This is a genomic window from Streptomyces sp. NBC_01750, from assembly GCF_035918095.1.
Taxonomy (GTDB): Bacteria; Actinomycetota; Actinomycetes; order Streptomycetales; family Streptomycetaceae; genus Streptomyces.
Genome location: NZ_CP109137.1, coordinates 1,126,312 through 1,140,750 on the forward strand (window position 1 = coordinate 1,126,312; position 14,439 = coordinate 1,140,750).

The window sequence follows — 14,439 nt, forward strand, 5'->3', positions numbered from 1 at the left end:
CCGGAGCCTCCCTTCGCGAGCCGGCTGACCCCTTGGGCGGGGTAGCTGTGCGGTTAGGCCGGATCGTGGTCGTGGAATGCGCGCCGCGCGAGCGGCAGCCCATGGCCACTCACTCATCCGCCGGACTGATGCGGCGTCCCGTAACGCGCGTGGGCTGGATCGACACCCACATCTCGCGTTCACCTCCCGCCCATGGCTTGGTGTGGGCGCGGTCGGTCAGCCGTCGCACGGCGTCGGGCTCCGTGACAACCCGCGCAGGGCCGACGACGAGCACGCTCCAGCCCTGGCTCATGGCCTCGTCCATATGGTCGACCTCGAATGCGACGTCCGTTCCCACAGCCGCCGCAGGCACCGAGTCAGGCGCGGTCCGGAAAGCGATCGCGTCATCGATGACCTCGTAGTTCACCGGGACGACTGCCGGGCCATCGGGTGTCGACACCGCGATGCGCCCCACGCCATGCGCGGAAAGCCGGGCGCGGCATTCGTCAGGGCCGAGGTCCCGCAGCTGAGGGTGGAGGAGCGCCATGCCCTGGCCGGGCGGCAGATCGATACCGCCCCCGCGCAGGGCTGCGACGCTGGTGCCCAGCGCGGCGGCCAGTCTGATGAGACTGGCCAGACTCGGGTCGGCCGGGTGTTCTTCGAGGTATGCCAGGTAGTCCGGCGCCATTCTGGCACGGCGGGCTGTTTCTCCCCGGGTCAACCCTTGTCGCTTACGTTCGGTGGCCACACGCCGACCGATGTCGCCAGCGTTGGGTGCCCCACCAAGCCGGGTCTTGTCGGACGCGGCACCCACCTCATCCACGATCGGCTGGGAAGGCTCGCGGGTTCTCCCGGGCCCGTGCTCGACGTGACGGACATGGGCGTCGGGCCCGGGGAACACGAGCGTCACCTCGTCCGTATCCGACCAGCGCACGTCGTAGGGAGGAGTTCCATCCGCGTGGTGGAGTCCGACAATCTCGCCGTCGCGCCTGGTAGCGCCGGTGGCCGGGCTTTCGACAACAAGTTGATCGCCGAGGTGAGCTCGCATGATCGCCGCCGTTTCCTCAATATGTTGCTGTACCCAACGTGCCACGCACGGCGTGCCGCCGCATGGGATGAGAGAGCCTGATCCGGGGGGCCGAAGAGGCCGGTCCCGGGCCTACTGGCCCCAGAACGGGCCTTGGGCGGCTCACCCTACGCTTGACACGTGACCACGGACTGACTGGCACGACCCGGAAGGGAGAGGCGACATGCACCACCGAACGGTCGCAGAGCTCATGACCCGAGAGGTCGTCCGGGTGCGGCGTGACATGCCGTTCAAGGAGATCGTCAAGCTGTTGGCGGAGAACGATGTCACCGCCGTACCCGTGGTGGACGAACTGGACCGCCCCATGGGTGTGGTGTCCGAGGCCGACCTGCTGCGCAAGTCCGCGGACCAAACCGACCCGTCCGGCCGGACACCGATTCCGCATCTGGAGGCGTGGGAGCGGGCCAAGGCCGAGGGGGCCAGGGCCGAGGAGCTGATGTCGGCTCCCGCAGTGTGCGCGCGTCCGGAGTGGACCGTGGTCGAAGCGGCCCGCCTCATGGCAGTCCAAAACGTCAAGCGGCTGCCCGTCGTGGACGAGACGGACAGGCTCCAGGGCATCGTCAGCCGCAGTGACCTGCTGCGGATTTTTCTGCGCCGTGACGACGCCATCCGCGAGGAGATCGCCCTGGATGTGCTGCAGCGGACGATGGCACTTGCTTCCTCAGAAGTGACGGTCGAGGTACGCGAGGGGCAGGTCACCCTCAGTGGATCCGTCGCGTTCAAAAGCCTGATCCCCATCATCGAGCGGCTGTGCCGGAGCGTTGACGGCGTGGTCTCGGTCTCTGAGCACCTCACCTACCGGACCGACGACGCCCGGAGTTCGCCCACCGGCGCGTGAGACATCCAGGACCGGGGGCGGATCAAGGCCGAGGGCGGTACCGCCGGCCTGCCGTAGCCGGCACAGATCTTGGCGGCTGATCCCGCGCCGACCTCAGCCGGTGATCTCGATGCGGTGTGGCCTTGCGGTCACAGGGGCCACCCAGCAACCTGGCGGGTGCTCGGGCCGGTCGCGGGGGCGCCCATGCCCTCGATGTCGCGCTCGGCGAAATCCACCAGCTGCTGGCCGAGGTCGCGCATGGCCCTGCCCGCCGCCAGTTCGTCACCGATCTCCGGCACGTCCGTGTCCCCCGGGTTACGGTGCGCGACCCCGTGTCCGGTGAGCGCCGTGGCTCCGGTATCCAGCACCACACGTGCCTTCGTCGTTCCCTCGTCCTCGAAGAGGTAGAGGCGAACCTTCCACTCCACGGTATGCGGCATCACTTTCCTCCTCACCTCGGTACGGACCGATGTGATCCGGGTATGGCTCGTTCCGGGCTCCGGGGCCCCGCGGCTGGGGCCAGGGTCTCCTCCTCGATGCGCCGCCGGACCCGGTCGGCCAGCGCGGTCAGCCGCCCAGAGGCCACCGCCCGAGGTACGACGGGCGCTCCGATCCGCCGGGCCTCTGGTGGCAGCTCTGCCAGATCGGCGGCGAATTTCTCCCGGCACTCCTCAAGCATGGGCCGCTCACCGACCCGCTGCCCGTGCCGCATCACCGTCTCCAGCAACGGCACGCCCCCGTCAGGTGGCTGCTCATCGCTAAGACCGATCACATCGGCATATCCGGGGCAGCGGAACACCTGCTTCTGCCCAGGTGCCGACACCTTCGCCGCGGAAAGCTTCATGACCGGCCGGCCGTCGTACTCGACCATCTTGTAGGCCGAGTCCAGATACGGGGCGTCGGCCGAGACACCCACGCGGGTGCCGACGGCGTAGATGTCGATCGGCACTCCACAGCGCACCAGTTCCTCCACGGCGTACTCGTCGAGACCGCCGCTGGCGACGATCCGTACATCCGGCAGACCAGCGGCGTCAAGGATGGAGCGCGCCCGTACTGCCAGGGCACCGAGGTCGCCGCTGTCCAGCCGGATCGCCGAGCCGGGCCCGCGGTCCCTCCAGCAGCGGCTCTCCGGCGAGCACGATCCGCCCTTCCGGCACCGCCCGCACCCGGCCGGTGAACTCCAGGCCGAGCAGCGGCTCCAGATCGCGCGGCGGCCGGTGCAGCGCCGAGGCGAAGGCGTTGACGTCCTCGGGGCCGACGCGAAGTCCGGAAAGAAAGTCCAGCGCCGACTCCAACCCCGCGGCAACCAGAAAGCCGCGTTCGGACGGCAGGTTGCGGACGAAGAGGCTGAACGTCGCCGGGCCGGTCTTCGCCTCCCGCAGATACGACATCGCCATCGTCACTTCGTACAGATCGGTGACCGTCGCATCGGACATCGGCGCCACCTCCTCAGGACCAGTGCGGCCCCTGGCCTCTTCCCTTACGGAAGCGCGCGGACCGCTGGGGCTCCACCAGGTCCCACCGGGGCGCGGCCTCCAGCGGGCCTCACTCGGCGGAGAGATGATCGACGACCTCGGTGACATCTTCGATCTCCTTGATCTGCGCCAGCAGTCGGGGAATGCCACCCTCGTCCATCCGGCCGCTGACTTCGACCGCGCCGTTGTGCACTGTCACTTCGACCGTGTCCCTGGCTTTCGGGAAATGGCGTTCGAGAATCTCGGACTCGATCTTCTGGCGGATCATCGAGTCGTCGCGCACGAGTGCCTGCAGCAACGCATTCCTCTGCACCACACCCACGAGGCGTCCTTCGTGATCCGTGACCGGCAGCCTCTTGAGCCGGGAAAGCGCCATCACCCAGGCGGCTTCGGCAACCGACGCCCCGGGGTAGACCGCGACCGCCGGGCTCGTCATCAATGCCTCGGCCGTCTCACCTTCTGCCTTCTCGTGGAGGCGTCGCTCCCGCAGCCTGCCGATCGCGCCGGGGCGGTGACCTGATGCCTCGATCGCCGCCTTGGCCAGTAGGTCGGATTCCGATACGACTCCCATCACCCGGTCCTCGGCGTCGACGACCGGCACGGAACCAAAATGCTCCCGCGACAGCATCCGGGCGATCTCCATGAACGGCAGGTCGCCCCTGACCGAGGCAGCCGGCACGTCCATCACCTCGCGCACCCGCAGCGGCGCCGTCGGGGCGGCCGACGTGACAACGGGTGAAGGCTCCGGCTGCTCGGTGGGCCGCTCATCGTGGACGGGCGGCTCTTCATGGGCAGGCCGCGCGCCGACCGCCTGCTTCGTGGAGATCGCGGCAACAGCACCGATGTAGCGCACCAGCATGTCCTGCCGGCGGGTTTCCTCGGGACTCCAAGCCCCGCCCGGCATGGCGCGGCGGGCCTCGGCTCCTGCAGAGAACTTCTCGCGCTCGCTCACAGCGGCCTCCCAGATCGACAGGCCTTCCTGCTATTTCACCAGTATTCCGCCATTTGCGCTCCAGCCAAGTGCCGGACGGCCCGGGTGGCCCGACGGACGGCCCATGCCAGGGCGACAGGCCGCATTCGATGTGGAACCTTGAGTAGGAGGCGACGGAAAAGAGGGCCAACGTGGTGAAGTTTCCGAACTTCCTCGCGCGATTCCGTCCCGTCGGCACCCCAGGGGCGGCCGCCGCCGGAGTCCCCCCAGACCGCACGACGGAGCTGGCTGCCGAATTGGAGTCTTCCTTGTCGCAGCTGACTCAGGCCCAGGAACAGGCCGCCGCGATCCGTGCAGCCGCATCCCTGAAGGCAGCGGCCATGCGCCAGGAGGCCGGCGCGGAAGCGGCTCGGATCGTGGCCGAGGCCAGAGGCAGGGCCGCACACGTACGACAGGATGCGGCCGCGCCCCTGCTGCTGGCGGCCCGCGAGGAGGCGGCCCGATCGCTCGCAGTGGGCGAGCAGACCGCGGCGCAGCTGCGGCGCCGGGCGGCGGAGCGGATGCCCGTCGTGGTCGACCGCTTGGTGGCCGAAGCGTTCCGGGGGCTGGACTGCCCTGGACCGGACGACGCCGGAAGACCGCGATGGGCCCCGGGTGGGTCGGGGCGGTGACCAGGGCGCGGGCCCTGATCACCAAGAGCCTGGGCATCTCGGGCACCAGGGAGGTGGCAGCCGCCGCGACACTGGGCGATGCCCTGCGACAGCTCGCTGCCACGCCCTACCGCAGATACGTCACGACGGACGCCTCGCTGGCACAGGCGCAGCGGGCGGTGTCAGCAACTCTTCTGTGGCATCTGCGGGTACTGGCGGGATGGCTCCCGTACACCGGGACGGATGCCCTGAGGCTGCTGGCCGCCGGATTTGAGATCGCCAACGCCGAGCAGCGGCTGCGGTCGCTCACCGGCGGTTCGGCGCCGCAGCCGTACCGGCTGGGCTCCCTGGCCACCGCATCGCGCCGGATCGGACATGCAGCCGCACCGAGCGAACTGCGAGCCGCGCTCGCATCCTCGGCATGGGGAGATCCGGGCGGAGACTCACCGGCGGCGATGGCCACCGGCATGCGGATCTCGGCCGCCGCCCACACCGCTGAGCGGTTGCCGCCCGCGCGCCGGTGGGCCACCGGCCGCGCCGCCGTGCTGGTGGGCCGTGAGCTGTTCGTCCACGGCCGTCCCCTGACGGAGCAGACGGCCCGTCGTGCCAGTGAGCTCCTGGGCCGGCGGACGGTCGAAGCCTCTTCCTTCGAGGAGTTCCGGGCGTTCCTGCCCCGCCACGCGCGCTGGCCGGTGGCCGATATCGCCGACGCGGGCGAGCTGTGGCGGGCGGAAGCCCGGTGGTGGACCGCCCTGGAGGAGGACGGCGTCGCCATGACAGACAACAGGGGCTATGACCTCACTCCTGTGGTGGGCGCCGTCGCCGTGCTGTCCGTGGACGCGTGGCGGGTCCGGGCCGCGCTGGAGCTCGCCGCACGCGGCGGCGGATCGCTGGAGGTGGTGTTCGATGCCGTGGTCTGAGGTCATGGCGCCGGTCCGTATGCAACGGGTCGCAGTCGTTGCACCTCGTGCGGTGCTCAGGGAGACACTGGTGCGGATCGCCGATGCGGGATGCGTGGAGCTCGACCGGGCCGAGGAGGCGAGCCTCGGCCCGGCCGCCGGGCTGCTTCAGCGCCTGGCATCCCCCCCGGCCGCTCCGGTGCTGGCTGCCGAGACGCCCGACCTCTATGTCCTGGAGCGGGAGCATCAGTTCGGGCTCCTGGCGGGTGAGGCTCAGCTGGAGGAGCGCCTGGCCGGTGCCGTCCAGCGCGGGGACGTGGCCGCGCTCGCCGGCTGGTGCCCGGCCGGGGAATCTGTCCGCCTGGCTGAGCGGCTCGCGGGCACCGGGGCGGCGCTGGTGCGGTTGCCGGTCCCCCGAGGGATCGATCCGCCGACGCAGTTGCGCGCCACGGGGCCGCCCCAGGGCTCGTTCACACCTCTGGTGACGACCTACGGCACGGTGCCCTATGCGGATGTCGACCCGACCTGGCCGGCCGGGATCTCCTATGTGGCGATGTTCGGTGTGATGTTCGGGGACGCCGGTCACGGTGCGCTGCTGCTCCTCGGTGCCCTGCTGCTGCGGTTCGGCCGCCCACGGCGCCTGCTGCCGCTGCGCCACCTTTGGCCTTTCCTGGCCGGAGCGGGCGTCGCCGGGACCCTGGCGGGGATCGCCTACGGCGAGTTCTTCGGGCCCACCGGGGTCCTTCCTGTTCTGTGGCTGAACCCTCTGGACGAGCCGGAGCGGCTGCTCGTGGCCGCGATCGGGCTCGGCGCGGTACTGCTTGTACTCGCCCATGTGGGCGGGACCGTGAACCGGTGGCGGGAGGGCGGCCCGGCCAATGCCCTGTACGCGGCCTCGGGAACCGCGGGCCTGACACTCTTCCTGGGACTCGCACTGGGCAGCGCGGGCCTGTTTCTCCACCGCCCCGGGTATGCCGTTGCCGGGGCGGTGCTCGCCTCGGCAGGACTGGCACTGACGGTGACCGGGCTGTACGCAGCCACGGCCGGCGGGCTCGGCGGAGCGGCCCAGACCGGCGTCCAGCTCTTTGATGTCGTGGTGCGGACCGGCACGAACACCGTGTCCTTCGCCCGCCTCGCGGCCTTCGGACTCACCCATGCGGCACTCGGAGATCTGGTCTGGCGCGCCACATCAGGGCTTGCATCGCGAGGGGCCCTGCCGCTGATCGGAGCGACGCTCGTGTTCGTCGCCGGTACGGCGGTTGCTTTCGCACTTGAAGCACTGGTCGCCGGAGTACAGGCACTGCGGCTGGAGTTCTACGAACTCTTCTCCCGTGTCTTCACAGCTCAGGGTCGGCCGTTCCGCCCCTGGCACGTGCCCACGGGACATCTGGAGGTCACCTCGTGATCACTTGGCTCGTCGTCATGCCCGTTCTGGCGGCCGGTTTCTGGGCCGTACGTCTGCTGGCCCGGCGGCGTGGGAAAGGAGCCGTACGGTGGCTTCTGATCTCCAACCTCGCTCTGCTCGGCGGTGCGTTCGTCCTGTTGGCGACGGCCCTCGGAGGTGCGGCCGAGGCCGCCCCCGGTCAGGCCGCCGCCGGTCAGGGGGCGGGATCGGCAGCACTCATCGGGGCCGCCATCGCGGTGGCCGGGGCGTCGATCGGTGCCGCCATCGCTGTCGCGTACACCGGAGCCGCGGCGCTGGCGGCGCTGAGCGAACGGCCCGAACTCTTCGGGCGGGCCATGGTGATCGTCGGACTCGCGGAAGGGATCGCCGTGTACGGCCTGGTCGTTGCCATCCTGCTCATCGGGAAGGCCTGACCATGGGCACCGTGGCCGCCATCGGAGAACAGGTCCGGGTGGGCGGGCTGAGTCTGGTCGGTGTCACGATCCATGCGGCCGATGATCCGGAGGAGGTCCGCCGCGCCTGGCAGGACCTGTCCGAGGGGTCCACGCTCGTCATCCTCACTCCGGCGGCCGCGAAGGCGCTCGGGGCCGTTGCGCTGGACAGCGTCCGGCCACTGGTCGCGGTGATGCCGCCATGACCCGCCCGCCCGACGAACCCGCGGACCCTCTGGAGCCCGCGCGTGCCGAGCTGCGGCGCGAGGCCGAGGCCGATGCCGCGCAGCTGCTTGCCGAGGCGCACAAGGACGCGGCCGACACGCTGGCGGCGGCCCGTGCGGAGGCCGCGGAGATCCTCGACAGGGCCCGGCGAGAGGGGGAGGCCGACGGGGCCTCGGCCGCGGCGGAGGAACGAACGCGTGCCCGCGCCACGGCCAGAGCCCTTGAACTCGCGGCCCAGGGCGAGACGTACCGGGAGCTGCACCGCCGCGTCGTCAAACACGTCCAGCAGTCCGGTCGGGATTCCGCCCCCGTACAGGCATCTCTTCAGAGGCGGGCCAGGTCACTGCTCGGGCCGGAAGCGCGGATCACCGCGCACGCCGACGGCGGAGTCGTGGCCGTGGTATCCGGAAGGCGGGCCGACCTCAGCCTGACGGCCTTGGCGACACGTGCGCTGGACAGGGCAAGCACGGAGGCGGAGTCCCTGTGGGCGCCGTAGGCCCGCCACGGATCCTGCGAGTGGCCGGGCCTCTGGTCGAGCTGGACCGCACCGCCGGTACCGCCATGCATGACGTCGTGCTGCTCGGCGACGCCGGGCTTGCCGCGGAGGTGGTGGCCATCGCCGGTGACGTCGTCACCGTCCAGGCGTACGAGTACACCGGGGGCCTGGCTCCCGGACATCCGGCACACCCGCAGGGCAGTCCGTTGTCCGTACCGCTCGGTCCATGGCTGCTCGGCGGCGTCTACGACGGTCTGCTGCGGCCGCTCCAGGGGGCCGGGGACCGGCTCGTCACCGGCACCGGCTCGCGCTCTCTTCCGTCCGACGAGCGCACCTGGCCGTTCACGCCGCGTGTGACAGAGGGGCAACAGGTAGACGAGGGCGATGTTGTCGGCGAAACCGGCGGCCCTGGCCCCGTGCCCGTCAGTGTGTTGGTACCCCCGGGCTGTTCGGGTGCCGTCTCGCGCATCGCGCCGCACGGCCGGTACCCGGCGGAAGCGGTGCTGGCCGTCGTCGCGGGCACCGAAGTGCGCATGGCCGCCGCCTGGCCGGTCCGACGCGCCCGCCCCGTGCGGGAGCGCCTGCCGGCCGCACAGCCGCTCACCACCGGACAGCGCGCCATCGACCTCCTCTTCCCCGTGGCGCGGGGCAGCGCGGTTGCCGTTCCCGGAGGCTTCGGCACGGGCAAGACAGTGCTTCTGCAGCAGATCGCGAAGTGGTGCGACGCCCATGTGATCGTCTACGTCGGATGCGGAGAACGCGGTAACGAAATGGCCGATGTGATCGCGGAGCTGTCCGCGCTCGACGACCCGAGGACAGGGGGCCGGCTCGCCGACCGCACGGTGACCATCGCCAACACGTCGAACATGCCGATGATGGCCCGGGAGGCGAGCATCCACACCGGCGCCACGGTCGCCGAGTACTTCCGGGACATGGGGCTCGACGTCGTGGTCATCGCCGACTCGACATCCCGCTGGGCCGAGGCACTGCGTGAGTTCGCCTCCCGGGTGGGCGCGCTGCCCACCGAGGAGGGCTATCCCGCCGGACTGGCCTCGGAACTCGCGGCGTTCTACCAACGGGCCGGAGCGGTACGGACACTGGGCGGCCGAGAGGGCTCGGTCTCCGTGATCGGCGCTGTCTCGCCCCCCGGCGGCGATCTCACCGAACCCGTCACGGCACACACACAGCGTTTCGTACGGTGCGTGTGGACCCTCGACCGGGAGCTGGCCTACGCCCGGCACTACCCCGCCGTCTCCTGGTCGGATTCCTTCTCCCGCGAGGTCGGTGCCCTGGCCGTCGCCCACGCGCAGTCAGGAGATCCGGCCTGGGCGGAGCGCCGCGGCAGGGTGGCCGCGCTGCTCTCGGAGGCCGACCGGCTGGCCGACCTCGTCGACCTCGTCGGCATCACCGCGCTGCCCGCACAGGAGCGGATCAGCGTGCTCGGCGGCCGCCTGGTCCGCGAGGGTGTGCTTCAGCAGAGCGCACTGTCGGAGCTGGACGCTTACTGCGCGCCGGAGAAGACAGCCGCGTTGGTGGATGCCGTCCTGGCGGTCGTCGGCCGCTGCCGGGAACTGGTCGAATCGGGCGCGGCGGCCGAAGCCGTCGAAGAGGCGGACTTCACACCTCTGTTGCGCGCCCGGGAAGAGGTCGGCCCGGGCGATGCCGCCGGGGTGGACACGCGTCGGGACGAAGTTCTCGCCTGCCTACGGGAGTTGGTGCCATGACCGACTGGGGAGAGATCGAGTACACGGCCGTCCGGGAGCTGCGCGGGCCGCTCGCCGTCATCGAGGGCGTGGCAGGCGTCGGCTGGGACGAGTTCGTGCGGATCAGTCTCGACTCCGGCGGAGAGCGGCACGGACTCGTCCTGGAAGTCGACCGCGACCTCGCCGTGGTCCAGGTCCTGGAGGGTACGGCCGGAATGGCTGCCGACCGTACCCGGGTTTCGTTCGCCGGTACTCCCCTGCGCATTCCCGTCGGAACCGGCTGGCTGGGACGTGTGTGCAACGGCCGCGGCGAGCCGATCGACGGAGGCCCTCCGGTCTTCGGTCCCGCCGCCGCGGTCGGGGGCTCCCCGATCAACCCGGTGCGGCGTGAGCCGCCGGCCGAGCCCGTGCTGACCGGTGTGGGCGCCGTCGACGTGCTCACCACGCTGGTACGCGGTCAGAAGCTGCCGGTCTTCTCCACAGCCGGGCTGCCCCACCTCGAACTGGCCGTTCAGATCGCGGCTCAGTCCACGAGCGGAGGCGAGTCCTTCTGCGTCGTCTTCGCCGGCATGGGGCTCACCCACGCGGATGCCGACGGCGTCCGCGCGGGCCTCGCGGAACGGTTCGGCGCGGGCGAGCTGGCACTCATGCTCAACACCGCCGACGACCCGGTGATCGAACGGCTGCTCACCCCTCGTGTGGCTCTCACCGTCGCCGAGCATCTGGCCTTCGCGGAGGGACGGCACGTGCTGGTCGTCATGACCGACATGACCGCGTACGCGGAGGCCTTGCGGGAGGTGTCCGCCGCCAGGGGCGAGATTCCGGGCCGACGTGCCTACCCCGGCTATCTCTACAGCGACCTAGCCTCGCTGTACGAGCGGTGCGGGAAGATCCGGGGAGTGCCCGGATCCCTCACCGTGCTGCCGGTGCTCACCATGCCGGCCGGCGACATCACCCACCCGGTTCCCGATCTGACCGGGTACATCACCGAAGGCCAGATCGTGCTGTCCCCGCAAGCCCACGCTCGCGGTGTGTACCCGCCCGTGGACCCTCTCGCCTCGCTCTCCCGGCTGATGCGCAAGGGGGCAGGGCGGGGCCGGACGCGGGCCGACCATCTGGACGTCGCCGCCCAACTGCTCGCCGCTCTCGCCCGGGCCCGGCAGATCCGCGAGCTCGCCGACCTGATCGGACGAGCGGCCCTGAGTCCGACCGACGAGCGGTATCTGGACCTCGACCAGGCGTTCTTGGACCACTTCCTGGCCCAGCGGCCCGACGAGAACCGTCCCTTCGACGAGGCCCTGGACCGCGCCTGGCATGTGCTGCGCACCCTGCCACGGAGTCAGCTCGGCATGATTCCGTCCGAGTTCCTCGACACGCGGGCCGACGAGGCGGAGGACGACGGATGACCCGGGCACGGCGTGTGCCTCCCGGCCGGGCCGGGCGGCTGCGCCTTCGCCACAACCTGGAAGTGGCACTGCGTGGCGCCGACCTGCTGGAGCGGAAACTGCGAATCCTCCGAGGCCGTCAGCGGAGCCTCCAGGAGACCGAGGAGAGCGCACGCCGCGCCTGGCTCGAGCTGCTGGCGGAGGCCGAGATCTGGCTGCTGAGGGGGCTGGTGCTGAGCGGGGAAGGTGCCCTGGAGGCAGCCGCTGTCGCGGACCGAGCGGACGTCACCGTCGAATGGACCACATCCATGGGAGTACGGCACCCGTCGGGAGTTGTCTGGACGCCGGCGGTCCGGTCTCCGGATGAGACGGCCCCGGGGAACACGGCCCTTGCCCGAGCCGAGGCCGCCTACCGCGAGACGGTGCGCGCTGCGGCGGAGTACGCGGCTGCCCGCACCGCCTCCCGTTTGGTCGGGGCCGAGGCGGAGCGGACCCGGCAGCGGACCCGTGCACTGCGCAGGCACTGGATTCCACGACTGACCGAAGAACTCGCGGCAGCGGACCTGGCGCTGGAGCAGTCGGAGCACGAGGACTTGATTCGGCGGCGATGGGCCGCCGGTGTGCCGGACAGACCGACGACGCCGTAGTAGGCAGCCGGTCGGTCATGGGAAGGCTGAATGGATCTCCTGCTCGGTGGCGCTGTGGGACACAAGGAGCAGCTCGTCGCCGGGCCTGAGCCGTACTCCCGGCCCGGGCACCGTCGGCCGGCCGGCCCGGATCACGGTGGCGACGACGGTCCCGTCGGGCAACAGGCTCTCGGCGAGGACCTGCCCACAGCGCGTGAACGAGCGGTGATCACGGTTCCTATGATGCCCACACCCGCTTTGCTCAGGCGCAGCAAGGCCACGGTGTCGGCGCGGCTCCGGTTGCCTCCTCGATCAGGGAAATCAAGGGGGTGGCAACAGGTGCCGCGACATCGACGCCCCGGCGGTGGAACGCATTGTTCCCATGCAGGAAGCGAACTTTCCAGGGCTGGGCGTTGCGCAGGGACCGAGCAGCTGTGGCGTCCTCAACCAGGGCGTTCGCCAGGGCCGCGTCGAGTGGGCTGAAAGGCACGAGAGCCTCCCTCCGGGAGTCGAGTGGGCGGACAGTTGTGGATCAGTCATGGGCGACGACTGCGATCGGTGAGGCGGCATGGTGCAGCACCGCGTGCGTGACGGGCCCGATGAGGGCACCCAGCGTGGCGTGCCGGGCACGGCGCCCGACGACGATCAGCTCCGCGTCCGCCGAGGCGCACACGAGCTCGGAAGCCGACGGACCGAAAACCGCCCTCTCGACAACCCTCACGGACGGGTGCTTCTGTCGCCAGGGCAGGAGCAGGTCACTGAGCGTCCTGGCCACCTGTCGGCCCATCTCGAGGGAGATGCCGGGATCGGCGATGACCGCGTAGGTGTAGGCCGGTGGCAGTGTCCAGGCGTGCACGGCTCGCAGGGTGCAGGCACGTAGGGGGCGGCCTCCTCGAAAGCGAAGGCGATCACCTTGTCGCAGGGCTGCCGGACGTCGATCCCGACGACCACGTCCCGGTAGCGGCCCTGGGCACGACTCGTTACGTCGGAATCGTCGCCACCGGGCGGCGGATCCGCCCGCTCCGTCCCGCTACGCACCAGGACTGGGCCGACCAGGGGGATGACGGACGTTGTCGGCCAATCCTGTGCGTGCACGAGGTGCAGGGCCGCGCCCCGCAACAGCGCCTCGCGGGCCGCCCATTCGGCGGCGGCGAGGCTTTCGGGCGAGCCGTCCAGGCCAACCGTCACGTTGAGAGTCATGATGCGGACCTTCCAGGGGGCCTACTGTGCGGCGTACCGTCGCCCGTGGCCGCGCCGGGTGGCCACGGTTACAGTCTCCCGGTCTCCCGGCAGCCGCAGCAGGGGCCGAGGGGCCCCGGGCGGGACCGGACGGTTCCTCGCCGCTGGACGCCACTCGTTCCTCCCCGTACGTGTTCGGGGAGAAGCGGCCTGCCCAGCACGGCCCGACATACAGGACCATTGGCCCTTCCCCGGGCCCCTGCGGCCCTCTCGCGCCACCGCCCGCGCAATGCCACCGTAAGAGAGATCCCTTCGGAGCAGAGCGTGCGAGGAACCGTGAACACATCCGAAAGCCCGAAAACCGGGCCGGTCATTGCGGGCGTGGACGGTTCGGCCAACGCCGCGGCGGCCGTGCTGTGGGCCGCGGCGGAGGCAGAGCGTCGAGGGCAGCCGCTGCACATCGTGCACGCGGCAGGTACGGACAACAGGGCCGCGTATGCCTCGGTCGAGTCCATTCGGCTGGTGCTACAGCACGGCCGGGAGCTCCTGAACGCGACGGCCGCCCGGTTCGCCGAACGCTTCCCCGGATTGCTTGTCACCACCGAGCTCAGCCACCGCGAACCGGCGGAGACCCTGCACACGGTGGCCGGCAACCACGGCACGATCGTTGTGGGCAGCCGTGGCCTTGGCGGATTCGGCTCGCTGACGCACGGCTCCGTGGGACTGGGCACGGCAGCCGGAGCGAACGGACCGGTCGTTGTGGTGCGTGGAGTCGAGGACGCCGATAGCACAGGTACCGTGCTGGTCGGCGTGCGGGACGAGGAGGACCTCGATGTGGTCCGCCACGCGGCGCAGAGCGCACAGCTGCGCAAGGCGTCACTGAGACTGCTCAACATCTGGAACATGTTCCAGCACGTCGGGGTCGTGGCCACCATGCTGGACGACGTAGGCGAGATCGCTCAGGAGCGGAAGGACAAGATCTCCGCCGTGGCCGCCCGCATCCGGGACAACTTCCCGGAACCACGATGAGTGTGCGGATCGACAAGGGCATCTCGGTGGCCGAAGCTCTCGTCGACGCATCCCGCGGGGCCTACCTGCTGGTCATGGGAGGCCGAGGGGCACACCATGCCATCGGACCGGGCTCTGGGCCG

The 14,439-nt window shown here is 70.6% G+C and carries 15 protein-coding genes and 2 pseudogenes; 11 read left to right on the top strand and 6 right to left on the bottom strand.

The window, feature by feature from the left end; all coding sequences use genetic code 11:
• Window positions 1-109: 109 nt before the first annotated feature.
• Entirely contained in the window at window positions 110-1,027 is a 918-nt protein-coding gene (locus tag OG966_RS04840; RefSeq protein ID WP_326655087.1) for a pyridoxamine 5'-phosphate oxidase family protein, read from the bottom strand.
• Between the two features lie 202 nt (window positions 1,028-1,229).
• On the opposite strand from OG966_RS04840, the gene OG966_RS04845 reads away from it, so the two are divergent.
• Window positions 1,230-1,904 carry a CBS domain-containing protein gene (locus OG966_RS04845; RefSeq protein WP_326648134.1) on the top strand — a complete coding sequence of 225 codons (675 nt, stop codon included), beginning with the start codon at window positions 1,230-1,232 and terminating at the stop codon, window positions 1,902-1,904.
• A 128-nt stretch (window positions 1,905-2,032) separates the two neighbouring features.
• Here the strand turns inward: OG966_RS04845 and OG966_RS04850 are convergent, their stop codons facing one another.
• The 3 genes and pseudogenes from OG966_RS04850 to OG966_RS04860 form a co-directional block, all read right to left on the bottom strand.
• A complete protein-coding gene (locus OG966_RS04850) occupies window positions 2,033-2,323 on the bottom strand; it encodes a DUF1876 domain-containing protein (protein ID WP_326648135.1) in 291 nt (96 codons plus the stop codon).
• Between the two features lie 11 nt (window positions 2,324-2,334).
• Window positions 2,335-3,319: pseudogene (locus OG966_RS04855) on the bottom strand (hypothetical protein).
• Between the two features lie 109 nt (window positions 3,320-3,428).
• Window positions 3,429-4,310: a CBS domain-containing protein gene (locus tag OG966_RS04860; protein ID WP_326648136.1), complete on the bottom strand. Its 882-nt coding sequence runs from the start codon at window positions 4,308-4,310 to the stop codon at window positions 3,429-3,431.
• 287 nt (window positions 4,311-4,597) lie between these two features.
• On the opposite strand from OG966_RS04860, the gene OG966_RS04865 reads away from it, so the two are divergent.
• From OG966_RS04865 to OG966_RS04905, 9 genes are read left to right on the top strand one after another with little or no spacing between them, the layout of a single operon-like run.
• On the top strand, window positions 4,598-4,960 hold the full coding sequence (locus tag OG966_RS04865) for a hypothetical protein (protein ID WP_326648137.1): 363 nt from the start codon (window positions 4,598-4,600) through the stop codon (window positions 4,958-4,960).
• Window positions 4,957-5,859, top strand: a complete 903-nt coding sequence (locus tag OG966_RS04870; RefSeq protein ID WP_326648138.1) for a hypothetical protein — start codon at window positions 4,957-4,959, stop codon at window positions 5,857-5,859. The genes OG966_RS04865 and OG966_RS04870 overlap by 4 nt, the downstream gene beginning before the upstream one ends.
• Complete coding sequence (locus OG966_RS04875) at window positions 5,846-7,243, top strand: V-type ATPase 116kDa subunit family protein (RefSeq protein ID WP_326648139.1); 1,398 nt, start codon at window positions 5,846-5,848, stop codon at window positions 7,241-7,243. Before OG966_RS04870 ends, OG966_RS04875 begins: the two co-directional genes overlap by 14 nt.
• The gene (locus OG966_RS04880) at window positions 7,240-7,656 is read left to right on the top strand and encodes an ATP synthase subunit C (protein ID WP_326648140.1); all 417 of its coding nucleotides are present in this window, start codon (window positions 7,240-7,242) and stop codon (window positions 7,654-7,656) included. The genes OG966_RS04875 and OG966_RS04880 overlap by 4 nt, the downstream gene beginning before the upstream one ends.
• A 2-nt stretch (window positions 7,657-7,658) precedes the next feature.
• Window positions 7,659-7,880: a hypothetical protein gene (locus OG966_RS04885; protein ID WP_326648141.1), complete on the top strand. Its 222-nt coding sequence runs from the start codon at window positions 7,659-7,661 to the stop codon at window positions 7,878-7,880.
• Window positions 7,877-8,395: a hypothetical protein gene (locus tag OG966_RS04890; RefSeq protein WP_326648142.1), complete on the top strand. Its 519-nt coding sequence runs from the start codon at window positions 7,877-7,879 to the stop codon at window positions 8,393-8,395. The genes OG966_RS04885 and OG966_RS04890 overlap by 4 nt, the downstream gene beginning before the upstream one ends.
• A gap of 20 nt (window positions 8,396-8,415) precedes the next feature.
• Entirely contained in the window at window positions 8,416-10,119 is a 1,704-nt protein-coding gene (locus tag OG966_RS04895) for a V-type ATP synthase subunit A (RefSeq protein ID WP_326648143.1), read from the top strand.
• Complete coding sequence (locus OG966_RS04900; RefSeq protein ID WP_326648144.1) at window positions 10,116-11,504, top strand: V-type ATP synthase subunit B; 1,389 nt, start codon at window positions 10,116-10,118, stop codon at window positions 11,502-11,504. Before OG966_RS04895 ends, OG966_RS04900 begins: the two co-directional genes overlap by 4 nt.
• A complete protein-coding gene (locus tag OG966_RS04905; protein ID WP_326648145.1) occupies window positions 11,501-12,130 on the top strand; it encodes a V-type ATP synthase subunit D in 630 nt (209 codons plus the stop codon). The genes OG966_RS04900 and OG966_RS04905 overlap by 4 nt, the downstream gene beginning before the upstream one ends.
• Window positions 12,131-12,641: 511 nt before the next feature.
• Here the strand turns inward: OG966_RS04905 and OG966_RS40735 are convergent.
• Together OG966_RS40735 and OG966_RS40740 are read right to left on the bottom strand one after the other, a co-directional pair.
• Entirely contained in the window at window positions 12,642-12,965 is a 324-nt protein-coding gene (locus tag OG966_RS40735; RefSeq protein WP_406732946.1) for a universal stress protein, read from the bottom strand.
• Between the two features lie 257 nt (window positions 12,966-13,222).
• Window positions 13,223-13,309 (bottom strand): annotated as a pseudogene (locus tag OG966_RS40740) (universal stress protein); the annotation flags it as partial.
• A gap of 315 nt (window positions 13,310-13,624) precedes the next feature.
• Here OG966_RS40740 and OG966_RS04915 point away from each other — a divergent pair.
• Window positions 13,625-14,317, top strand: a complete 693-nt coding sequence (locus OG966_RS04915) for a universal stress protein (RefSeq protein ID WP_326648146.1) — start codon at window positions 13,625-13,627, stop codon at window positions 14,315-14,317.
• Window positions 14,318-14,439: the final 122 nt, after the last annotated feature.